Here is a 21929-nt window from a genome sequence, read left to right as displayed (position 1 = left end):
GATTGGAGACACCCCATGATCCACCATCTCTACCTGACGGGCACGCCCGCCGAGCTCACCGGCGACCTGATGAGGGAAATGGCGCACGGCCGCCGCCTGACCCTCGTCTCCCTGACCAAGACCGCCGAGGACACCTACTCGATGTGCGTGCAGGTGGCGCGGTGAGGGTCGTCTACGTCGTCACCGACGCCCCGCCGCGACCGTTGCGTGAGCGGGCCTGGGACCTGACCCTCACCGCCCTGGCCTGGCTGCTGCTGGCCCTGGCCGCCCTTGGTCACGTCCTGACCGTGACGGCCGGTGCGCTGGACGCGCTGATCACCGCCGCCGCCGGCACCCGCCGCCTCGCCTACATCTGCCGCCTCATCGCCCAGGCGATCCGCGACTCCCGAAAGGACACCCCGTGAGCACCGACCGTCCGGCGCGTAGCCGTATCCCCGAGCTGTCCGCGATTCCCTGGGCCGGGCCGCGCGCCATCACCGAATACGCGAAGGTGGGCCGCGCCATCGCCCGTGACCTGAGCGGCGAGTTCGACATGGGCGCCGAGGAGCTCTACGCCGTCCTGGTCCGCTCGTTCAAGGGGCACCCGGTGCTGAGCGTGTTCGGCGCGCCGGACGTGCGGCTGCGCGCCCGGCGCGTGGTGCGGCGGCTCAAGCGGGCTGCCGAGTTGCAGAAGGGCGCCGCCGTGGAGTTGGTGAAGTTCCACGCCCAGTTCCGCAAGGAATTTGTCGAGGTGCTGCCCCAGGCCAAGCCGGAGAAGCGGCGCGCCCAGTTCGATTGGAACGACAACTGATGGCCGCGCGTAGCAGGGAGCTCGCTCCCGTCGAAGACTCGTCGGTGGACAAGGTCGTCGCCAAGGGCGTGTCCAAGCTCGTCACCCTGGGGAGTCCCTGGATTCTCGGCGTGCTGCTGTTCGGGGTGGGCACCGCGTTCCACGTCATCCTCGACAGCGATGACCCCGACGTCGTCGCCTGGACGGCGTTCCTGATGTCGGTGGCGGTGCTGGTGTTGTCCGCCGTCACCTACGGCCAGTCGCACGCCCGCGGCCCGTGGGGCAAGACCCACACCACCGCCACGACGCTGCTGATCGGCCTGTGGGTGACCGGTGCCACGATCAACGGACCCGTCAACGTCGTCACCGGCCGGATCGCGCTGATCGGCGGATTCACCCTGTGCGCGACCTGGAACATCCGCACCGTCATCAGGCTGAAGGGCATCGACGTCCAGGCGGTGGTCGGCGACCCGCTGACGCTGCTGTTCGGGCAGGGCGCGGCGAGGGCGGGCATGCCGGCCATCGAGGCGCGCACCACGACCGCGACCGGGCACAAGGTCGAGGGCGCCGTACAGCTGGAAGCCGGACGGCAGACCGCCGACGACCTGCAAAAGAAGATCCCCTACGTCGAATCCGGCATCGGCCTGCCGCCCGGCTCGATCATCGCGAGCGGTGACCCCGACGACGCCAGCAAAGCCAGGGTCGTCATCTCCGACCCTCGGGTGATGAAGCGCCCCATCGCCTGGCCGGGACCGTCCAGGCCGGGCGCGTCGATCGCCGAGCCGCTGCGGATCGGGCTGTGGCAGGACCTCGACGAGGTCGAATACGTCATCGTCGGCCACCACCAGCAGGTCATGGGCATGACCGGGTCCGGCAAGTCTATCGGCGGCGCGTGGAACGAGCTGGGCGAGATCATCACCCGGGACGACGTCGCGACGTTCGCCATTGACATCACCAAGGGGGAACAGACGCTCGGCCCGCTGGCCGAATCCCTGCACCGGTTCGAGACGACCAAGCAGGGCGCGAAAGAGCTGCTGCGGGACCTGCAAGGGCAGGTCAAGACCCGCACCGACGCCCTGTCGGCCAAGGGCCTGCAAAAGTGGGTTCCCGGCTGTGGGCTGACGTACTGGATCGTGTGGATCGAGGAGTTCCCCGACGTCTTCGACGCCCTCACCGACAAGGAACAAGAGACCTTCCTGTCGATGCTCAAGGCGATCCGCTCGGCGGGCGGCTCCATCGTGATGAGCCTGCAACGCTCCGACTACACGCAGATGCCCACCCTTGCGCGCGGCCAGCTCGCCAAGGCGTGCTTCGGGGTTGAGTCGGCCCAGGACGCCGGGTTCGGCCTGTCGGACGCCCAGCAGGACGCGAACGCCCGCCCGGAGTTGTGGAGCAACAAGCAGCCGGGCATGGCCTACCTGGACGCCCCGTCCATCCCGGAGGATCGGATCGCGATGCCGATGCGGACTTTCGCGTGGGGCTTGGACTCCGCGGGCGAGTTCGACGACGAGCGGGCCAATGCGGCGATGCGCGCCCACGCCGCTCAGTGGCCGGCCGCGGCTAAGCCGGTCGATGAGGGCACCGCGGCCCTGTCCCGCCTGCCCGGTGGCGCCCAGGCGCTCGCCGCTCCCGCCGCGGCGTTGGAGCGGCCCGAGCTGCTCGCCGCAGCCGACGAGAACGAGGAGGAGGACCACTCCGAGGTGGTCGAGGAGTACCAGACGCTCGACGACCCCGACCCGACCGTGCAGGCCGGGCCGGACGACGAGATTCCCGACCTGCCCGAGGGCGAGCCACCGTGGGAGTTCGCTCCGCCGCCCGTGCAGATGGACGCCGCGGAGCGCGGAGCGGCTCTCATGAAGCACCTGCAAGGGTTGTGGGACGGCGGCGCACGCGACTTCGCCACCCGTGACCTGAGGCCGTTGTGGAAGGCAACGGACATGACCCGGCAGTGGGCACAGAAGCAGCTACGGCGCCTGGTCGACGAGGCCGGAGTGCTCGGCTACGACGAGGACGCTCAGCGGTTCCTGATGCCGGAGCGGCCCGAGGTCGGCTAGAGGTTCTACGGTGAGCCCGCCCCCGCTGGGGGCGGGCTTTCGCGTTGCCTGGAATTCCAGACACGGAGGTGTCCAAAGTTGGACACGTGTCGTGATCTTCGCGGAGGGGCGGAACTGAGGAAATTTCCTCAGCGTTGCCCCGCGCGCGTACGGCTGCGGTTGGCCGGGATGGCACCACCAATTGGTAGTGCCAGCGTTGCCCCGCGCGCGTACGGCTGCGTGGGAGAGAAAAACCCGTCTGATTCAGACGGGTTCATTGCCCCGCGCGCGTACGGCTGCGCGTGGGAAGCGCGCGCGAGAGCTTTTGATCTTGCTGCCACGGGTGCCACGAGGGGTGCAACATACCCCTGCCACGGGGTGCAACGAGGGGTGCAACGGGGGTGCCACACCAGGTGCAACGGGGGTGCCACGAAGGGTGCCACGGACCGTGGCACCGCCTCTGACCTGTAACCCCCTCGTACGTGGCACCCCAATCCCCTCGCGAGGTGCCACGCCCTCAGGCTTCCACAATTGTGGAATCACTCGCCGTGGTCGGTATCCTCGGAAACCTCGGCATGGCATGGCAAGGCATGGGGTCCGGGTCGCACGCGGTCCGGCCAAGAAGGACAAAGCCACCACGTCGAGAAGAGGAATCGTGTCAGTCGAGGACGGAAGGCCGATCAGTGAGGCCATGGCCATGCTGGTGGGGCTCTTGGAAGACCGCATCGCGCTCGTCATGGAATCCGGCGAACGCGCGGATGTTCAGATCATGGGCGCGATCACGTCCCTCTCGGAGCGCGTGACCGAGCTTGAGAGGCTCATGGTCAGGGTTGTCGGCGTCCTGGAGAACCGCGCCTGACCTAGTACGGCTGACGCCCCCGTCCGGAAGCGTCGAGGCGGGGGCGTCGTCGCGTCGTTACTCGCCGGGCCAGTTCTCAACGCCCGGGAGCGGACTTGAGTAAGAATGTCGGCGTTAACACCGCTACTCGCCTGGCCAGTACTCAACGCCCGGGGCGTCCATTGTCTCGGTGGTCGTGATGCAGCTCCCGAACCCGGATCCCTCGCCGGGGGTACACGACAGCGTGTGCCCCGACGACTCCCCACGCCCGAGGGGCATCCCCCGGCCACGCCAGAGGTTTAGAAGAGCGTGGGGGCCATCGTCTTTCTCAGCGCCCGGCTGCCCGGACCCCTCGGCCCAGTAGGTAGCGCAGCTCTCCCGCGATGGCGTACGGGGACTGTTCCGGAGTGGTGTGGAACCCGCCCTCGATGTTCACCAGCGGCCCGTCTCCGCCGCGCGCACCTCCGCCCTGGGAGATGGCCTGCCACTGCCGGTCCGTCAAGACGGGCTCGGGGCGGCCGGTGCCGTTGTGTACCAGCGACGTGCCCGGCATCAGGTAGCCGCCGCTGTCGTAGGCCGGGGGCTTACCGATCACCTGAGCCGCCCGCGCGGCCACCTCGCGAACGTTCAGCCCGGTCTGCGGCGCCTCGATGATGCGGTCAGGCCCGCTATACAGCCACACATGCCCACTGTGCGGGAAGCCCAGGTATCCCGCCTGAGGCTTGCTCACCGGCTCAACCCACCGCATCTGAGCCTGACTGACCCGCGGCGGGTCGTAGCCGGCCGCCTGCAACGCCCGCATGGTCAGGCCCGAGCAGTCGAAGCTGCCCGGCCCGGTGGCGCCCCACTGGTACGGCTTGCCGACCTGGGCGCGGGCGTAGGCGACCGCTTTTCCTCCGGACAGGCCGCCCGTCTCGGCGTCCTTGCCCGACAGGAACGTGATCACGTCCGCGACCATCTTCTTCGGCACACCAACCAGGAGTTTCGCCCACTGACTGTCACCCATCGCCGCCGATGCCTTGTCCAGCAGCGGGTTGAGGAACTGCTCGGCGCCGACCTTGACGCCCTTGGCCAGCAGATCGCCGATGATGCCGCCGGAGGCGAACCCTCCCATGAACTTCGCCGCCCCGGACACGCCGCCGGTACGCGCGGCCTTGTTCGCCGAATGCACGTAGTCGGCGCCCACTGCCCGCGTCCACTCCGGCCGCATGATGGCCTCGCCGCCGGACACGGCCGCCAGTCCGACGTCTCTGCCGGGCGTGTACCCGGGGTAGATGCCGCCCTGGGCAAGCTGCGGAATCTCCTTGAGCTTCAGGTCGAGGCCGAGGGCGTCATTGACGGTGTTCCACAGCTTCACGATTCCGCCGTTGTAGACGGTGCCGATGATGAAATTCACCGGCTTTTTCGCGTAGTCCTGAATTTTGTCCCACGCCGTTTTGATCATCCCGACGCCCTTGTCGAACGCGTTCGGGATCGTCTCGGTGATGAACGTTTTCAGCGAGTCGAACGCGGGCTTGATGACCTTCGTCCATGCCGTGTCGATCGCTTCACCGATGCCCTTCCAGGCGGGCTTGATCACGTTCTCCCACAGCCAGGAGATCTTGGGGGCGAGGGTCTCGGTGATGAACCTCCGCAACCCCTCCAAGGCGGGCTGGATGACGTTGTCCCACGCGGTTTTGACCGCCGCGGAGATGCCCTTCCACGCCGGGACGATGACCGTGTTCCACAGCCAGGAGATCGCCGGGCCGAGCACGGTGGACACGAACGACTTCAGCGCCGAGAACGCGGGCTTGATGACGGTGCCCCACGCCCAGGAGACCGCCGCTGAGATCCCGTCGAACGCGGGCTTGATGGCGTTCTGCCACAACCAGGTGGCCGCCTCGCCGACCGCCTTGAGCGCGGTATCGACGACCTGCCGGAACTCCTGACTGTTCTGGTAGGCGTAGACGAGGCCGGCGGCCAGCAATGCGATTCCGGCGACGATCAGCCCGATCGGGTTGTCCGACATCGCGACGTTCAGAATCGTCTGCGCGATACCCCAGGCTTTTACTCCGAGTACGACTGCCCCGATCGCCGCGGCGATTCCGGCGATCACCCCGGGCGGTAGCTTCGCGATCAGCCCCGCCAGGCCCGACAGCCCCGCCAGAGCGGGAGGGCCGAACGGTGCCAGCGCGGACACGATCTTCCCGACCGCGGTGCCGACGTTGCGAAACAGCTCGGCGACCAGCGGCGCGTTCGCCTTCGCGTAGGCGATGAATCCCTGGAACGCCTGCGACTTGCCCAGGCCGGTTGCCCAGGTGGCGAACGCCGCCGCGGCCTTCTGGATACCGCCGACGATCACCGGGACGAACGGCAGGAAAACCTTGATCACCCCGGCTACGCCGGTGGCCGCGCTGCCCAGCGATTTGACGAGGCCGGTGATCGCGGTCGGCGCCTGGGCCGACACGTCGCCGAAGAAGTCCTTCCAGAACTTCCCGCCGAGCGCCTTCGACGCGGACTTCTCCAGTTTGACCAGCGCATCGGCGCTGCCTGTGATCAGCGGGGAGAGCGGCTTGAGCAGGCTCTTCAGAATCTTCAGGCCGCCCGTGACGGCCGGAAGAACCTTAGGCTCCAACGCCTTCTGCCACTTTTCGTACGCGGTCTTGAACGCGTCGATCTGCTTGGAGGCCGTCTGTGCGGCCGGCGACAGCTCATCGAACTTCTTGGCCTCCACACCGGCAGGCCCCACCGCCGGGGCGGCTTTCGGCTTCTCCTTCGCCGCGGTCTGCTGCAACCGCAGCAGTTTGAGTTGGGCTTCGGAGTCCTTGACCGCCTGATTGGCCTTCTTGATCTTGTCCTTGGCTGCGACGACCTGGGCGCTTCCCTTGATGCCCGCCTTGTCGGCGGCCTTCTGCTCCTTGCTGAGCTTCCTGGTCTGGGCCACCGATTCCTTGTGGCGCTGCTCGGCCTCCCGAACCGCGAGATCGGCGCGCTTGCGCTCCAACTCGGTCGCCTTCGGATCGGCGGCCACCTCAGCGGCCCGCTGCCGGGCCTCCTCCACCGATAGAGCCGCCGACTCCTCCGACAGGGCCGCGTTCGCCACCGACCGGGCGAGATCCTCGGCGGCCTGCTTCGCTGCCCGGCGCGCCTCGGTCAGCCCCTCCTCGGCCTGCTTCGCCGCGACCTTGGCGTCCGTGATACGCCGCTCGGCCTGCTCCAGCGCGGCACTCTGCGAGGCGGCCTCAGCTGCCGCCTGCGCCGCTGAAGTGGTCGCCTGCGCCGCTGAGGTCGTCGCACCGGACGCGGCCTTGGTTGCCTTCTCCTGCTCCTTCGACGCCTCCGAGATGCGCTTCAGGCTCGGCACCGCCACCGCCGCCAGAGCGCCGAACCCGGCACCGGCCGCGAGTAGCGTCCCGCCCAAAGCGCCGGCACCCAAAGCACCCGCGGCAACCGCCGGCATCGCGGCCAAAGCCGCGGTCACCGTGCCGATACCGGCCAGGGCGCCCGCGACATCGACGTCCACCCGGGCGTGAGCCGTACGACCATCCACCCTCGACACCCCGGCGTCGACGGCGGCCAGCTGGCCCACCGCCGCGGCGATGTCGGCATCCACCTTCACCCGTGCCGTACGGCCATCCACCCGGGCCAGCCCTGCCAGCGACGCGGCCAACGCGGCCTGAGCCGCCGAGGTATCGGCATCCACCCGGACCCGCGCCTGCTCACCCGCCAGCCGGGCCGCCTGCTGCCGCACCGCCTCCAGCGCCGTACCGGCCGCAGAGGTGTCAGCCGTCGCCTGAACCGTCACCGGCCGGATACGGGCCTGAATGCCGCGCATGATGCTCTCGCCGACCTCAGTCCCAACCCGGACCGCAGCCGGAAGGATCTGCTTCTTCAGGTCGGTAATGAAGCCCTTGGCCGACGGGACGACAGGGACGATGACATCGCCAGCAGTGAACTCACCCACGGCTACCACCACCGGAGGAGACGTCACGCTCTAGAGCGCCTGGCCTGTGGATACGCGGAAACAGGGCCGACGAGGGCGAACACTCTCCGTAGTTCTCCCAGACCCCAGACCCGTAGCCGGGGTTGGCTTCTACACCTGCCGACTCTGCGTTGGGTGGGGGGAGGGATTTGCCCCCGGGTATCGGGCAAATCGGACATTGGTTGGTTACGTTGTGTGAAGGGCTCACCGCATGATCCGTCCGTGTCGGGCCTGGGCGCGGTGCTGCCATTCGTCGCGAATTTCGGCGCGCTGGTGTGGTTCGCCGAGGGCGGCCAGGGTGAGGTCAAAGGCGTCGTGGCGGATGAGGTGGCGCCATCGCTCGACGGGGCGCCTGGCTGCGTCTTTCCAGTCCAGGAGGACGGGGCCGTGCTGGTATGTCCAGGTGGCGCCGTCGCCTGGGGTGGGGAAGGTGATCGCAGCGAGGAGGCGCTTGTCTCGAATGGGCTCCTCGCCTGCTGCTGTTGAGAGCGTGTTGCGTGTGTGTATGAGGTCGTCGAGGGTGCGGGCGTCTGCCTCACAGCGCAGCCATGCCGCGAATACGGGGCCTGGCGCGTGTCCTAGGTCGCGCTGCTCGGTGGTGTCGGGGATGTGCTGTAGGTCCTGGGTGAGGCGATAGGCGGCGGCGTCGTACAGGCCGGCGAGCTCGGTGAGCCAGGCGGGTACGGCGGCGGCGACGGCGCGCACGACGACGCTGTCAGCGCGCTTGCTCATCTCTCCGGCGCCCTGCTGGATGCCGTAGGCGGCGGACAGGCGCCTGCCGTACTCGGTGAGGGCCTTGTGGGTCTCGCGTGCGGTGGATGGGATGTCGGGCGGGCTGGTGTCGGTGTGGCCGGCGGCGGTGATGGTGTCGCGGACGGCGATGGCTTCGGCGATCTCCGGCGGGATGTCGAGGCCGGCGGTCTGGGCGGCGTCGACGGCGCCCAGGGCTTGCCGGAGGTTGATGTACGTCATCGGTCAGTCGGCGAGGTCGCTGCCGGCGAGGGCCTCGATCTGCTGGGTGCTGAGGCGGCCAAGCTCCGCGGGCGTGTTCACGTGGTGTTCGGCTTCGAAGGCGAGGCGGGCGCGGGGGCTGGTGTAGTCGGGCAGGGCGCGGAGTCGGGCGATGCCCTGGGCGGCGTCGGGGCGGGTGGAGGTGTAGGCGTCGAGGACGCCGCCCCAGACGGCGCCGCCGAACGCGCCGGAGGCGTACTCGCTGGCGCGTTCGAATATGGAGCGGGCGAGGATCTCATCTCCATCCCGGGTGGCCTTGGCCAGGAGCCTGGCCGCGTCGCGGGGGTCGTCGATGCGGGAGGCGATTTCGTCGGACTGGCGGCGGAGTGCGATCTCGTCGGGGGTGGGGCGGCGGCCGCCGCTGCCGAATAGCTGGGTGCGCAGGAGGGAGGCGGCCGCGGCGGCGTCGTCGAGGCGGGCCTGCTTTTCGGCTTCCGCGCGGGCGCGGGCGGCGAGGTAGGTGCGGGCGATGCCGACGAGGCGGGCTTGGTCGCCGGGGGCGGTGCGGGAGCGGATCTGCCGTTCGGCGTCGGCCTGGGCGCGGCGGACGACGTCCATCGCGGCGGCCTGGTCGTCGGTTCCCTCGGGGGTGGCGTCAGGGTTGGCGCTCCACCCCATCGTCGTCTTGATCCAGTTCGCGAATACCTCTTCGCCGCTCACGTACGCTCCTTTGTCTTAGGCGGCTCCACGGGGGTGGTAGGCCGCGATGTCCTCGACAGCGATCAGGTAGGGGCGTCGCTTGGTGGCCCTGAGGCGGCCTTCGGCTATGGCCCGGTAGATGCTCGCCGGTGTGACATTTGCGATGGCGGCGGCTTCTGCGACCGTCAGATCTGATGATCCGTTTCGGTCGTCTGTTATGGCGATTTCGGTTGAATCGTCTCTACCGGCCTGGTGGGCGATGAGCCATCCGGTCACGAGGTCGCCGGCGGTGACGAGGTCGGCGTAGACGTCGGGCCGGGCGAGGTTGGCGCGTCGCGCCCTGGTGAGATTTCCGTGGTGACGGAGGATCTCGGCCAGGGCGGCGACGCTGAGACTGCGGTCGGTCATCGGGCTACTCGGTGCCGTACCGGCGGGTGAGGCGTCGGATGAGGGCGTGGGCAACGCGGGGGCTGAACCGTGCGGTGTGGTCGAGGACGCTCATCATGCCGTCCACGATCACTTCCGCCTGTTCGTTGAGAACGGTCTCGATGGCCTCTTCCCGCTGCTCGGGAGTCAGGCCGTAGGGGTCGGTCATGGTGGGCTACTCCCTGCATCCGGGGTGGGTGGTGAACCCGGCCTTGGTGAGTGCCGGGTCGAGGAGGTAGCCGCACGCGGTGCATGAGTTGGGGTCGGTCGGACGCGGTTTAGGCGGGGTATCCGCGACAAGGGCGACATCCGCGTCTTTGCAGCTCAGGGCAGTCGCGGACGTTTCCCTTGTCGCGGATACATCCGCGACAGGGAGTTGTTCCGCGACAGCCTGACCAGGCAAGTCGCCCTTGTCGCCCTTGTCGCGCTCCCCCTGCCTGGGGATGTACCGAACCCACGCATCATGGAGATCGTCGGCGCTGTAGCCCTTGCGATTCGGCCCGCTGTTCTCGCGGACGTCCTTGGGCTTGATCTCGTACAGCTCTAGGAGCTTCGCGAGATCACGGGCACCGAACGGGCGCCCGTAGTAGTCGCTCCAAGGGGCATCCTCGATCTTGCACAGGTGGTCCAAGATCGTGGATGTGTGGAGCTGGCGGGCCTCCCCGAAAACGGTCTTCAGGTCCTTGAGCAACCGGACTGACATCGACCCCTTGGTGTCGGCTTCCTGGTCGCGTTCGGTGAAGGCGCGCGCCGCCTCCCGCGCCCGTTTGCCCCACTCCTCACTTGCCTGGTCGGCGACGATGATCAGGGACTCCCAGGCATCCGCCGCACGGTCATCAACGGGCATCTCGGGCTCGGCGTTCTGCATGGCCGCGATGTTCGCGCGGACCCACACGTTGAGCCGGTCGCGCAGGTTGTTCAGCGGGGGGCCGTCCCTGCGGGTCCGGTAGGGCTTGACCGTCTCGCCAGGCGCCCGCCGCCGCATCTTAATGATCACGGCCCTGTCCATGATGGTGTCGGGCATGTTGCCGATCCCGGCCAGGGCCACCATGGCGAAGGTCGGACAGGTCTCCGGCCTGCGGATGGTCGCGTCCCAGCGGATGTATGGGCGGTTGCGCTGGAATCCGGCGTTGATCAGGCCGCGCAGATCCTCATGATCGCCTGCGGCTTTCGGTCCGAACACGGTGTCGGCCTCATCCAGCATGAGCGTGGGCGGGTCATCACCGATCGAGCGGACCAGGGCGGCCGGGCTGATGTTCACCGTCACCAGCGCCGAATAGCTGGTCGCCTCGACGATGTCGAGCAGCCGGGACTTACCGCACCGCTTCTGCGGGCTGCTGATGAACAGGCGGGTTGCGATCTCCCAGGCGGGCACGCCATGGGTGGCAGCGATCCACAGCGTGATCGCATCGGCGGCCTCTTCGGACGGCAGGATCACGTACCTCTGCAAGGTCGCCTTGAGTTCGTCGAGAAGTTCGGCGCCGGACTGGTCGCCAGCGACACGGAGGTGACTCACGCGCTCCTCCTCGGGAACTCGGTACGGACAGGACGGCGGGCGGCGGCCAGGACCCGGTCACGGATCGCAGACCAGGCGCGGGCCATTTCGTAGCAGGCGTGGGCGTAGCCGATCTCCCATCCGCTGCGGTGTCCGTCGTTGTAGCCGGCGGTGTAGGCGCGACGCTCGGCACGATGCTGGGCGGCGAGGTCTTCGACGAGGCGCCGCATCTCGGCGAGGTGAGCGTGGTCGTCACACATCACGCGGCCCGCCTTCCGCGGCGGGCCGCCTTGAAGGGGTAGAGGTCGTATCGCTGCCCGCAGCCAGCGCGGCGGCTGAGCACCTTGGGCGCGGGCGAGCTGCACACGTGAAGGTGGACGCCCTCGCAGCGCGGGCAGTCACGCACGATGAGGGCGACCCGGGTACGGCCGGGACTCGGGATGAGCACCTCGGCGGGAACGAAGGCCGGGAGCGCGGTCTGCCCAGGAACGTGACGCGGGCCGCGCTTCCGGTTACCCTTGGGGCTGTCGTAGTCGCCCATCTGGGTGTTCTGGTCCTGGTGGGAGTTGGCGCTCCCGCCGGGACCTTTTTGCTTGCTAGGCGGCGGCATCGGCGCCCCTTCCCATCCTCGGCTCGGCGAGCCTGAGCAGCACCACCAGGCGGCGGCACGTCTCCGGACTCGGCAGGCCGATCACGTCGATCAGGGGGCGGATTTCCGCTTGGGCGCCGCTGTGCTCACTCACTGGCGCCACCGTTCTGGGCGGTGCGGAGAAGGTTAAAAAACTCGGCGAGGGCGGCGACGACGATGACGCGACGCCCCTCGATCTTGACGCTCTCGATCTTGCCGGAGGCCACGAGGTCCCGCGTGAGACGCTCCCCGATCCCCAGGGCCTTGGCCCCGGCCTTGACCGAGCAGCCGAGAACAACCGGAGGATCGTCCGCGTGGCTTTGAAAACTTGTTCGCATGATGGCAGTGGTACCAGAGGAACTCTCAACCGCGCAACTTATTGCCGTACTACGCCGAAACCTGCTCGGGTATGCGAACAGGCTCACCACCATCTATGGTCGGCATCATGCGCTTCCTGTCGTTCGACGCGAACAGCTCGTGGGTCAGCTACAGCACCGACACCCCGGGGGTGTACGTTTTCGCGCGCCTGGTGCCTGATGAGCGCGGCGAGCTGGTCGTCCGGGACCTCATGGTGTCCAGTGACGACCAGCTGACGGGGTCGGATCTGCGGGGGCTCTCCGTGGGGAAGATCGAGGCAATGGTCAATGGGCGACCGTTCCTGAAGCAGCACTTGGCCGCAAAATCCGCCGACGACCCTCACGTGTCCGCCCTAAGAGGAGGGCTCGTCGAGGCCCCGGAGCGACGCCGGGAAGGGAAGCGCTCCCCTCTGGCGCTTCCCCGCCCTGACGGAGTCGATCCAGAGGATTTCTATAAGCGGGTCGCAGGGGTCTACCGCCTGGCGACTATGGAGACAGCGCGGCCCGCTGTGCGCATTTCTGAGGCGTCAGGGGTGCCAGTGGCGACGGTCCGCCGATGGGTCAACGAGGCCCGACGCCGTGGCTTCCTGCCGAAGGGGCAGCCGGGCCGCGCTGGGTGACTAGTTCTCGATCGGCTTGAGGCGCGTCGGGTCGAACCGGCGCGCCTTCGTCTTGTCGTGGGGTAGCACGATGTAGCCAGGCAGGATGCTCAGAACGACGTCGCGCTTCTGTGCGGGCGTTGCCTGGGCGAAGTTCTCGGCGACGTCGCCGGCCAGGATGGTCCGGAGAATGCGCGGCGCTGACGCGGTGACGTAGAGACGGGCTTCCTCGATCCGAGCCATGACCGGCTTACGGGCCTCCATGTACTCGGCGAGGGACAGCTCCCTCCTTCCCCACATTCCCGCCATCTGCTTCAGGTCTTCCTCGTCGCGGGCGAGGTCGGCGCGGGCCTGGTCGACGTTGCCGGATGAGGTGGACGCGCGTAGGCGAACGAGGACGTCAGGTGTGGTCAGATACTCCACAATCTGACGTTCCACCTCCCTCTCGCACATGAGGGCGCTAATCGCGATCTTCCCGCAACCACCATTCGGTGTGGCACACCAGTAGCGCGGCTGGGCCTTGGGCTTGGTACCCCCCGCTGCTCCCTGTAGGTCGTGGCCGCACAGGGAGCAGCGGAGCACGCCGTTGAGCCAGCGGGTTAGCTGATTGCTGACACCGGAGGCATTCTCTGCGAGCCTGGCGCACACCGCCTCCCAGGTATCACGGTCGAGGATCGCCGGCCATGTCGCGGCACCGGTGACCTTTCCGAGGTGGACGCGGAGACCAGCCACCCGCGGGCTCTTCAGTACGGACTTGATCGACGCCGTATTCCACCTCTCCGAGCGCACGGGCTTGATGCCGCGGGCGTTGAGGTTGTCAGCGATGGAGTAGAGGCTCATCCCCTCAAGGAGCCGCGCGGCCATCCACCTGATTTCCTTGGCTTCGTCCTCGACGATTTCGGTTCGCTGCTTGCCGTACCCGAACGGCCGGATGCCCCCGCCGCCGGGTTTGCCCTGCTCGGCGAGTTCCTCGTGTTTGCGGGTGACCCTACGCGCGGTGTCCCGGCTGGACTTGTTCGCGAATGCCAGGAGAACCCGGGCCTGCGTGACGCCCGCATCGGTGGAGAGGTCGAGTCCGCCGGAGACGTCGGTGACGGGAACGCCCTTGGCTTCAACAATGTCGATGAGGTCTTCGAGGTCGCGTGGGTCTCTCGCGAGCCGGTCAAGATCGTAAACAAGCAGGCCGTCAGCCTCGCCCGAAGCCAGCATGTCGAGTCCCCGCCGGAAGCCCGGCCGTACTGTACGGAGGGCGGTGGACCCATCGGGCAGCATGATTTTTCGGCGCTTGAAGGCTGAGGTGGAGTTCTCGATGATCACGTGTGTGTCATCTGGGCCGAGAGTCCAGCCGAGGAGGGCAGCGCGCTTGCGGCCGTCCTGCCCTTGGCGGCCGACACCGGCGGCATCTCCGGCCTTGTCGTCGGAGATACGGAGGAGGAGGGCGGCCCTTGTAGGAAGCATGCCGTTAGGTTACCTTGACTTTATTGGGTCGCCGATGCCGCTGATCTCGCGGAGTTGTTCGATGCTCCGGAAGCCGCCGTGGCCGTCGCGATACTCGGTGATGCGGTGGGCGAGCACCTCACCGACGCCCGGGAGTTGTTCGAGCTGCTGCGGAGTGGCGGTGTTGAGGTCGAGGACGGCCGTGGCGGGGTCGGCGGGAACGGGCGCCGCCGCTCCTGCGGGACCGGAGGCACCGACGGTGATCTGCTCTCCGTCGACGAGCCTGCGGGCGAGGTTGAGAGAACCGGCCGTGGCACCTTCGCGCGTGCCTCCGGCGGCCCGGAGCGCGTCGGCGACCCGGGAGCCAACGGGCAGACTGATCACTCCGGAGCGGCGAACCTTGCCGGTCACGTGGACGGTGACCTCGCCGACCGTGCCGCCGCCGACCCCGGCTCCGACCCCGCCCACCGGGCCACCGCCGACGGTGGTGGGCTGCGGGGACGGGCCGGCTGACGGCGCCGAAAGGGAAGACCCAACGGGCGTGGGTGGAGCGAGAGGCTCGGGCTCCGGCTGGGAGCGCCAGGCGTAGACACCACCCGCGACGACCGCGATGAGGGCGACGAGGAGGAGCACGCGTAGCCCGGGACGGCCCGGGTCGAACATGGGCCCCTGCGCGGCGACAGCCGTACGGAGGGCTTCGAACGAGGGTGGGAGCGGAGCGGATCGGATCCGGGCGGCGGGTCCGAGGGATCGGGCAAAGCCCTCGGAACGCGCGTGACCGTCCGAGTCGGCGGGGCAGCCGGATGGAGACGGATCATCTGAGAGAGGTACGCGATCGGATCGGGGCAGGCCGTCTCGACCGGCGGAACCGCCAGGGCCTGGGGCGCCGTCCTCGGGGACCGGACGGGTGGGACGGTAAACCTGGTCGGCCAAGTGAACCGGACAGGCCGGGTCTGCCACGGGGGTGGGACAGGGCGAGGCGACCAGATGAGCCGGGCGCGTCTGATCGGCCGCGGAGGTGGGGGGAGGTGGGGCGGGGTGTGCGGTCGGGTGGGCTGAGCGGGCCCGGTCAGGGCGGTGACCCGGGAGGGGCCCAGGATCGCGGGCGGTGAACGCCGTCAGCGCCCGCAGCCGCGCCTCTGCCCGGAACCGCTCGGTGGCCTGATCTGTGGTCCGCACGTTCCGGACGCTATGACGGCGGCGCACCGCGGTTCTCAACCGAATCCGACTCTGGGGAAAACTCGACGACGTCCCCGCGGAGCTGTGGACAACACCAGGACGGATGGAACGCGCAAGGGCGAAGCCATAGGGCCGTAGGCCCCGGGCCGAAAGTGGGCCCACAGGCCGGACAGGTGAACGGATGGACGGCCGGACGGGGGACGAGGGGACGTGAGGCGGCCAGACGGGTGGGCGGCCGGGCGGGGACTACTGGATGGGGGTGCCGCCGCGCCAGACTCGGCGGGGCTTGAGGCCGAACGACCAGGCGAAGGCGCCTTCGTGGTCGGCGTCCCACTGGACGATGTCGGCCAGGCGGCCGGGGGCGAGGACGCCTCGGTCGGGAACACCGAGCACGGCGGCTCCGCCGATGGTGGCGGCACGGAGCGCGTCGCCGACACTCATCCCGAAGGCGGCCACCGCGAGGCTGATGACCAGGGACATGGAGGTGATCCCGCAGTGACCGGGGTTGTGGTCGCTGCCGAGCGCCACGGTGACCCCCTGGGAGAGCATCCGCCGCACCGGTGGCAGGCTGCCACGCTGAAGCGCGGTTCCCGGACAGACCACGGCGGGGACGCCGTAGCGGGCCAGGATCGAGATGTCCTCGTCGGAGGTGTGGTGCAGCAGGTCGGCGGAGGCACAGCCGAGCTCGGCGGCGAGTTGGACGGCTCCGCGCCGGCTGTAGGCGCCGGCGTGCACGCGGGGCAGCAGTCCGACGTTGCGGCCGGAGGCGAGGACCCAGCGTGCCTCGTCGGTGGTGAAGTGGCCTTCGTCGCAGTAGACGTCGACGCTGTCGGCTCCGGCCGCCGCCGCGTCGGCGCACCAGGCACCCACGGCCTCGACGTAGTCGCGCTGACGGCCGAAGTATTCCGGCGGGACGACGTGGGCGGCGAGGAAGGTGACGTGCACGCGCGGCATCATCGGCTCTTTTTCGAGCTCGCGCAGGAGCCGCACGTCGGCCAGCTCGCCGTCGCGGGTGAGGTGGTAGCCGGTCTTGGCCTCGACCGTCGTGGTGCCGCTGAGCAGCCATTCGCGCAGACGCTCGCGGACGCCGTTGCAGAGGGTCCACGGATCGGTGCCGCGGGTCACCGTGACGGTGGACCCGACGCCGCCGCCGGCCGCGGTGATCGCGGACGAGGTGGAGCCGCCGGAGCGCATGGCCATCTCGGCGTAGCGGTTGCCGGCGTAGACCGGGTGGGTGTGAGCGTCGATCAGGCCGGGCGTGACCAGCGCGCCGCCGAGGTTCTCGACGTGGTCGACATCGACGATGTCATCCACCACGCCGGGCACGCTCTGAGGCAGGTCCGCCGCGCGGCCGACCCACGCGATCCGGTCGTTGTGCACCAGGATCGCGGCGTTGCTGCACACGTCGTTGCCGGTCCAGAGCCGGCCGATGTTGGTCAGAAGGCGGACCGTCATAGCATCACCGCCTTGCGCGCAGGGGAAGACGTCGGGAGGGAGACCGTCTCAGGACAGGACGAGCCGACCCGGCCGGTGCGGGGCGCCATGCCCACCGGGTCCGCTCTGTATCCGGACGACATTGGGGGGTCTCCTGCTCTCATCCGCATATCGTTGTGCGGCGACAGTATCGCCGAGATCATGATCGGGCGATTTCAGTTCAGTTACGTTATTTCACAAGTGAGCTCGCTGTACAGGCTAATTGGGAAGAACGCCGTTTCACCATGGCCACATCCGGCTCGCCGGCTTCATGGTTTCACTCGGCCCGAGTACGTTTGCACAGCTCAAACCACTGTTTGCTCATCCGTAACAGCGGCCGCCAGGACAACAGGCGGCCCAACATCTCGCGGGATTTGACTTATGGTAGCAATCCAAACCCCGCCCGACCACTGTCACTTTTACGGCTTTTGTCGGGTTTGTCGCGCCCTCAGTGCACCCCACAGACCCCCTCCGGCGCAAGCTTGACGATTGCGGTGCGACCTTCGATCTACCTAGGGTGATACTCGGGGAAATCGGAACGCCTCCCCGGCGCCCCCGCGACAGCCGGTGATCAAGGTCTGCGGAGCGCACGGCCGTCCGCGCCGGCACTCCACGGATCCAGGGCCGCCCGGCCAGTGGACGACTCCCGTCACCCCCATCCCCTAAATAGGCTCTAAGCAGGACATTCCGTGTAACCTTTCGTGCGAGCTATCTGTAAGACGCATGTATGGGGGAGTCACCTTGTCCGTCTCCGCAGACGCCGGTCGGCGTCGCATCGAAGAGCTGCTCCGAGAGAACGAGGAGCGCATCTTCAAACGCTGGCTGAAGATAGCGGGATCACCCTCCGGCGGTCACCCCGGTGGTCACCCCGGTCGCGCCGACACGGCCGACCGGCTCCAGGAGCTCTACCAGGCGCTACAGCGGTCGTTCGCCGACTCCGGAGACCTCAGCGACCTGCGCGGGCTGCTCGCCGAGCTCTCCCGGACCCGCGCCCGTCAGGGGTTCACCCCGACCGAGACGGCCGTCATGGTGTTCGGGCTGAAGGAGGCGCTCTACGAGACCATCGAGGACGACGGCTCTCCGGAGGCCCTGCGAGGTTTCATCTGGTTCTCCCGGGTCATCGACGACCTGGGACTTCTCACGATGGAGAACTACGCGACGGCGAGGGAGAAGGTCATCATCGATCAGGCGGAGCAGCTCCTGGAGCTCTCCACCCCGGTGGTCAAGCTCTGGGACGGCATCGTGGCGGTGCCGCTGGTCGGCACGCTCGACTCGGCCAGGACCCAGGTGGTGATGGAGAAGCTGCTGCAGACGCTGGTGGACACCGGTTCCGAGCACGCGGTCATCGACATCACCGGCGTGCCGGCGGTGGACACCCAGGTCGCCCAGCACCTGCTCAAGACCGTGGTCGCGGCACGGCTGATGGGCGCCGAGTGCGTGATCTCCGGCATCCGCCCGCAGATCGCCCACACCATCGTCACCCTCGGCATCGAGTTCGGCGACATCGTGACCAAGTCCTCGCTCGCCGACGCCCTCGCGCACGCGCTTCGGGAGAGCGGCGTCGAGTTCGTCAGCAGGAAGACCCGCGTCGCCGTGAGAACCGAGGAGGGCTGATGGACCGCGTACCCGTCCTCAAGCTCGGGGACATCCTCATCGTCTCCATCCAGATCGACCTCCAGGACCAGAGCGTCCTCGCGCTTCAGGAGGACCTGGCGGACAAGGTGGTCTCGACGGGCGCACGAGGAGTGATCATCGACATCACCGCCGTGGAGATCGTCGACTCGTTCATCGGCCGCATGCTGGCCACCATCGCGGCGATCTCCCGCATGCTCGACGCCGAGACGGTGGTCGTCGGCATGCGTCCGGCGGTGGCGATCACCCTGGTGGAGCTCGGCCTCTCCCTCGGAGGCGTGCGCACCGCCCTCAACCTCGAAAAGGGTGTCGCGCTGCTCAACCACATCGAGGGCGCGCAGATCGCCTCGGCCGCCCGGTGACATCCCCCGCCGAGCTGCCCGTCAACAGCAACAGCGACGTCGTCCTGGTACGGCAGAACGTCAGAACCGCGGCCCTGGACGTGGGGCTCTCGCTCGTCGACCAGACCAAGGTGGTGACCGCGGCCAGCGAACTGGCCCGTAACGCGCTGGTCTACGCGGGAGGCGGGCAGGTGCGCATCGAGATCGTGCACAGTGGCGTGCGCCGGGGCCTGCGCCTGACCTTCAGCGACGAGGGACCCGGCATCCCCGACATCCAGCAGGCGCTCGTCGACGGGTGGACCACCGGCGGCGGGCTCGGCCTGGGCCTCAGCGGCTCCCGCCGCCTGGTCGACGAGTTCGATGTGAAGTCGGCTCCCGGCGAGGGGACGCTGATCACGGTGACCAAATGGGCCAGGTGATCCGTTCCCACGACGACACATGGACGAGGGCCGAGGACGCGAGCGCGATCGGCGCCCTGCGCCGAGCGGCGGTCGTACTGGCCGAGCGGCGGGGATTCGACGAGGAGGACGCCGGGCGGGTGGCCGTCGCGGTGAGCGAGGCCGCGTCGAACCTGGTCAAGCACGCCGTGGAGGGGACCATGCTGATCCGGCCGCATCCGGAGATGGCTTCGGCGATCGAGGTCGTCGCCGCCGACCGGGGGCCGGGCATGCGCGACATCTCGCGTGCTCTGCGCGACGGTTACTCCACGGCGGGCACCCTCGGCATCGGCCTGGGCGGCATCGCGCGGATGGCCAGCGGATACGAGGTTCACTCCATGCCGGGGCGGGGCACGGTGCTCGGCATGTACTTCACCGCGCGCGACGCTCCACGGCCCTCGGGCCGGCTGAGCGGCGTGCGGCGCCCGATCGGCGAGGAGATCGCCTGTGGTGACGCGTTCGCCGCCGTCGACACCGGCGCCGTGGTGACCGTGATGCTCTGCGACGGGCTCGGCCACGGCAGCCTGGCTGCCCACGCCTCGCAGGAGGCGGTACGGCTGTTCCTTGAGCGCCCGGACCTCGCACCGGCCGGTGCCCTGGAACGGATCCACCTGGGGCTGGGTCAGACCAGGGGCGGCGCGGTCGCCGTGGCCCGGATCGACCGTACGGCGGCCACGGTGAGCTTCGCCGGCCTGGGCAACGTCTCGGCGTGGATCGCCCACCAGGACGGCAGGCAGGGAATGATCTCGGTGCCCGGTATAGCGGGCCACCAGGCCAGGACCCTGCGCCAGTACGAATACGCCGTGCCACCGCACAGCGTGGTCGTGCTCCACTCCGACGGGCTCTCCGACCGCTGGGACATCACCTCCTATCCGGGGCTCGTCACGCGCGCCCCCTCCGTCATCGCCACCACGCTGCTGCGCGACGCCGGAACCCGCAGAGACGACGCCTGCGTGGTCACCGTGAGGCCGGGGACATGACCGGCGACGAACTGATCCGGATGCGCGTCCAGCAGGAGCAGGACGTGCTCGCCATGCGCAAGCTGGGCCGCGAGGCGGCGAAGGCCGCCGGGCTGCAGTCCCAGGACCAGATCCGGCTGGCCACGGCCCTGAGCGAGGTCGGGCGGGAGATCCTCAACGAGGGGTTCGAGGCGTCGGTCGTCTTCCTGCTGGAACAGGACGGCCTGCTCGTCACGATCGGCTTCCCGCCGCGGACGGATTTTCAATCGGCGGACGGCGTTACGCTGGCGGGGCGTCTCGTCGACACGATCGAGTTGGACCCCGCCAAGGGGACAGTGAGCATGCTCAAACGGCTTCCGCACGGCGGCCCGAGGCCCTCCGCGGAGGAGATACGCGCCAGGCTCGCCGAGCTGACACCCGCGACGGCCTTCGAGGAACTGCGCCGGCAGAACCGCGAACTCGCCGCGACCCTGGAGGAGGTCCTCCAGCTCAACTCCGAGCTGGAGGAGACCAACCAGGGTGTGCTTGCCCTGTACAACCAGCTCTCCGAGGAGCTGGAGGAGACCAACCGCGGCGTTGTGGCGCTCTACGCGGAGCTGGACGAGAAGTCCGCGCAGCTGCGGAAAGCGAGCGACGCCAAGGATCGGTTCTGGGCCACGGTCAGCCACGAGCTGCGCACCCCGCTCAACTCGATCATCGGCCTGGTCCGTCTGCTGGTGGGTCCCGGCGGGGAACCGCTGACCGACGAGCAGCTCCACCAGATACAGCTCATCGGCTCCTCCGCGGGAACGCTCCTCACCCTGGTGAGCGAGCTGCTCGACATGGCCAAGGCCGAGTCGGGCCGGCTGGACCCGCAGCCGTCGGCGGTGGACCTGGTCGCCCTGGCCGAGCAGTTGCGCAGGACGCTCCGCCCCACCAGCGAGACCGACCGGGTCACGCTCTCGGTGCGGATCGCGCCGGAGTCGCCCGAGATGTCGGCGGACGAGGTGATGCTCACCCGGACCCTGCGCAACCTGATGTCGAACGCGCTGAAGTTCACCGAGGAGGGCGAGGTCCTCCTGGACGTCAGCCTCGACGCCGCCACCCACGAGGTGGTCTTCAGGGTGACCGACACCGGGATCGGCATCCCCGAGGAGCACCAGGAGCGCGTCTTCGAGGAGTTCTACCAGGTGCCGGGGCCGATTCAGGTGCGGACCAAGGGCACCGGGCTCGGCCTGCCGTACGCCCGCCGGCTGGCGGAGGCGATGGGCGGCACGCTCCGGCTGGTCAGCACGGCCGGGGCGGGGACCACGGTCACCCTGAGGCTGCCGCACCGGCACGACGAGGCGCCGGTGGTCGGCCGGGTGCTCGTCGCGGACGACGACGCGGAGTTCCGCGCCACCGTACGGCGGATGCTCGCCGGGTTCGCCACCCACGTCGACGAGGCCGCCGACGGGCTGGCCGCGCTGGAGATGATGGCGGAGAACCCGCCGGACGTCGCGCTGGTGGACCTGCTGATGCCCCGCCTCGACGGTACGGCCCTGCTCCAGCGGCTGGCCGACGACGAACGGCTGCGCGAGATACCGGTGGTCGTGGTGACCCTCGCGGCCGCCCACCAGTATCCGCAGGAGGCGCACACCGTCATCGCCAAGAGCGAGCTGCGCGGGGACAACCTGCGGGAGGCCGTGCGGAGTGCGCTGCGGCGAAACGACGGCTCGGAGTCAGGAGCGCGGTGAG

24 protein-coding genes are annotated in these 21929 nt (G+C 68.8%); 11 read left to right on the top strand and 13 right to left on the bottom strand.

The window, feature by feature from the left end:
* Positions 1-15 precede the first annotated feature (15 nt).
* The 5 genes from ACWEF2_RS18070 (at position 16) to ACWEF2_RS18050 (ending at position 3661) form a co-directional block, all read left to right on the top strand.
* A complete protein-coding gene (locus ACWEF2_RS18070; RefSeq protein ID WP_453816532.1) occupies positions 16-165 on the top strand; it encodes a hypothetical protein in 150 nt (49 codons plus the stop codon).
* Positions 162-404: a hypothetical protein gene (locus tag ACWEF2_RS18065; RefSeq protein WP_453816530.1), complete on the top strand. Its 243-nt coding sequence runs from the start codon at positions 162-164 to the stop codon at positions 402-404. The genes ACWEF2_RS18070 and ACWEF2_RS18065 overlap by 4 nt, the downstream gene beginning before the upstream one ends.
* Entirely contained in the window at positions 401-790 is a 390-nt protein-coding gene (locus tag ACWEF2_RS18060; protein WP_453816529.1) for a hypothetical protein, read from the top strand. The genes ACWEF2_RS18065 and ACWEF2_RS18060 overlap by 4 nt, the downstream gene beginning before the upstream one ends.
* Complete coding sequence (locus ACWEF2_RS18055; protein WP_453816528.1) at positions 790-2823, top strand: hypothetical protein; 2034 nt, start codon at positions 790-792, stop codon at positions 2821-2823. The genes ACWEF2_RS18060 and ACWEF2_RS18055 overlap by 1 nt, the downstream gene beginning before the upstream one ends.
* A 634-nt stretch (positions 2824-3457) precedes the next feature.
* The gene (locus tag ACWEF2_RS18050; protein ID WP_453816526.1) at positions 3458-3661 is read left to right on the top strand and encodes a hypothetical protein; all 204 of its coding nucleotides are present in this window, start codon (positions 3458-3460) and stop codon (positions 3659-3661) included.
* A gap of 307 nt (positions 3662-3968) precedes the next feature.
* On the opposite strand, the gene ACWEF2_RS18045 is transcribed toward ACWEF2_RS18050, so the two are convergent.
* The 10 genes from ACWEF2_RS18045 to ACWEF2_RS18000 form a co-directional block, all read right to left on the bottom strand.
* A complete protein-coding gene (locus ACWEF2_RS18045) occupies positions 3969-7583 on the bottom strand; it encodes an NlpC/P60 family protein (RefSeq protein WP_453816524.1) in 3615 nt (1204 codons plus the stop codon).
* A 222-nt stretch (positions 7584-7805) separates the two neighbouring features.
* Positions 7806-8573, bottom strand: a complete 768-nt coding sequence (locus ACWEF2_RS18040; RefSeq protein ID WP_453816522.1) for a hypothetical protein — start codon at positions 8571-8573, stop codon at positions 7806-7808.
* A 3-nt stretch (positions 8574-8576) separates the two neighbouring features.
* Complete coding sequence (locus tag ACWEF2_RS18035) at positions 8577-9272, bottom strand: hypothetical protein (protein WP_453816520.1); 696 nt, start codon at positions 9270-9272, stop codon at positions 8577-8579.
* 15 nt (positions 9273-9287) lie between these two features.
* A complete protein-coding gene (locus ACWEF2_RS18030; RefSeq protein ID WP_453816518.1) occupies positions 9288-9659 on the bottom strand; it encodes a helix-turn-helix domain-containing protein in 372 nt (123 codons plus the stop codon).
* Between the two features lie 4 nt (positions 9660-9663).
* Positions 9664-9846 (bottom strand): hypothetical protein, encoded by a 183-nt coding sequence (locus ACWEF2_RS18025; protein WP_453816516.1) that lies wholly within the window; start codon positions 9844-9846, stop codon positions 9664-9666.
* A 6-nt stretch (positions 9847-9852) separates the two neighbouring features.
* Positions 9853-11193, bottom strand: coding sequence for a DUF3631 domain-containing protein (locus tag ACWEF2_RS18020; RefSeq protein WP_453816514.1), 1341 nt, complete (start codon positions 11191-11193; stop codon positions 9853-9855).
* Positions 11190-11432 carry a hypothetical protein gene (locus ACWEF2_RS18015; RefSeq protein ID WP_453816512.1) on the bottom strand — a complete coding sequence of 81 codons (243 nt, stop codon included), beginning with the start codon at positions 11430-11432 and terminating at the stop codon, positions 11190-11192. The genes ACWEF2_RS18020 and ACWEF2_RS18015 overlap by 4 nt, the downstream gene beginning before the upstream one ends.
* On the bottom strand, positions 11432-11782 hold the full coding sequence (locus ACWEF2_RS18010; protein WP_453816510.1) for a hypothetical protein: 351 nt from the start codon (positions 11780-11782) through the stop codon (positions 11432-11434). The genes ACWEF2_RS18015 and ACWEF2_RS18010 overlap by 1 nt, the downstream gene beginning before the upstream one ends.
* Positions 11769-11915, bottom strand: coding sequence for a hypothetical protein (locus tag ACWEF2_RS18005; RefSeq protein WP_453816508.1), 147 nt, complete (start codon positions 11913-11915; stop codon positions 11769-11771). The genes ACWEF2_RS18010 and ACWEF2_RS18005 overlap by 14 nt, the downstream gene beginning before the upstream one ends.
* On the bottom strand, positions 11908-12138 hold the full coding sequence (locus ACWEF2_RS18000; RefSeq protein ID WP_453816506.1) for a hypothetical protein: 231 nt from the start codon (positions 12136-12138) through the stop codon (positions 11908-11910). The genes ACWEF2_RS18005 and ACWEF2_RS18000 overlap by 8 nt, the downstream gene beginning before the upstream one ends.
* Before the next feature lie 107 nt (positions 12139-12245).
* Between ACWEF2_RS18000 and ACWEF2_RS17995 the strand changes: the two genes are divergently transcribed.
* On the top strand, positions 12246-12776 hold the full coding sequence (locus tag ACWEF2_RS17995) for a hypothetical protein (protein WP_453816504.1): 531 nt from the start codon (positions 12246-12248) through the stop codon (positions 12774-12776).
* Here the strand turns inward: ACWEF2_RS17995 and ACWEF2_RS17990 are convergent, their stop codons facing one another.
* The 3 genes from ACWEF2_RS17990 to hutI form a co-directional block, all read right to left on the bottom strand.
* On the bottom strand, positions 12777-14072 hold the full coding sequence (locus tag ACWEF2_RS17990) for a recombinase family protein (protein WP_453816502.1): 1296 nt from the start codon (positions 14070-14072) through the stop codon (positions 12777-12779).
* Between the two features lie 150 nt (positions 14073-14222).
* Positions 14223-14855 (bottom strand): helix-hairpin-helix domain-containing protein, encoded by a 633-nt coding sequence (locus ACWEF2_RS17985; RefSeq protein WP_453816500.1) that lies wholly within the window; start codon positions 14853-14855, stop codon positions 14223-14225.
* A 762-nt stretch (positions 14856-15617) separates the two neighbouring features.
* Positions 15618-16826 (bottom strand): imidazolonepropionase, encoded by a 1209-nt coding sequence (gene hutI / locus ACWEF2_RS17980; protein WP_453816498.1) that lies wholly within the window; start codon positions 16824-16826, stop codon positions 15618-15620.
* A gap of 759 nt (positions 16827-17585) precedes the next feature.
* Here hutI and ACWEF2_RS17975 point away from each other — a divergent pair.
* The 5 genes from ACWEF2_RS17975 to ACWEF2_RS17955 are packed head-to-tail and all read left to right on the top strand — an operon-like array spanning position 17586 to position 21928.
* Positions 17586-18458 carry an STAS domain-containing protein gene (locus tag ACWEF2_RS17975; protein WP_453816496.1) on the top strand — a complete coding sequence of 291 codons (873 nt, stop codon included), beginning with the start codon at positions 17586-17588 and terminating at the stop codon, positions 18456-18458.
* Positions 18458-18838: an STAS domain-containing protein gene (locus ACWEF2_RS17970; protein ID WP_355593054.1), complete on the top strand. Its 381-nt coding sequence runs from the start codon at positions 18458-18460 to the stop codon at positions 18836-18838. Before ACWEF2_RS17975 ends, ACWEF2_RS17970 begins: the two co-directional genes overlap by 1 nt.
* Positions 18835-19236 carry an anti-sigma regulatory factor gene (locus ACWEF2_RS17965; RefSeq protein ID WP_355593056.1) on the top strand — a complete coding sequence of 134 codons (402 nt, stop codon included), beginning with the start codon at positions 18835-18837 and terminating at the stop codon, positions 19234-19236. The genes ACWEF2_RS17970 and ACWEF2_RS17965 overlap by 4 nt, the downstream gene beginning before the upstream one ends.
* Positions 19224-20234, top strand: coding sequence for an ATP-binding protein (locus ACWEF2_RS17960; protein WP_453816493.1), 1011 nt, complete (start codon positions 19224-19226; stop codon positions 20232-20234). Before ACWEF2_RS17965 ends, ACWEF2_RS17960 begins: the two co-directional genes overlap by 13 nt.
* Positions 20231-21928 (top strand): ATP-binding response regulator, encoded by a 1698-nt coding sequence (locus tag ACWEF2_RS17955; protein ID WP_453816491.1) that lies wholly within the window; start codon positions 20231-20233, stop codon positions 21926-21928. Before ACWEF2_RS17960 ends, ACWEF2_RS17955 begins: the two co-directional genes overlap by 4 nt.
* Position 21929 lies beyond the last annotated feature (1 nt).

The sequence above is a fragment of the Streptosporangium sp. NPDC004631 genome (assembly GCF_053601935.1).
Note: the sequence above shows the minus strand (reverse complement) of the source record. Positions and strands in the feature narration are given on the sequence as shown.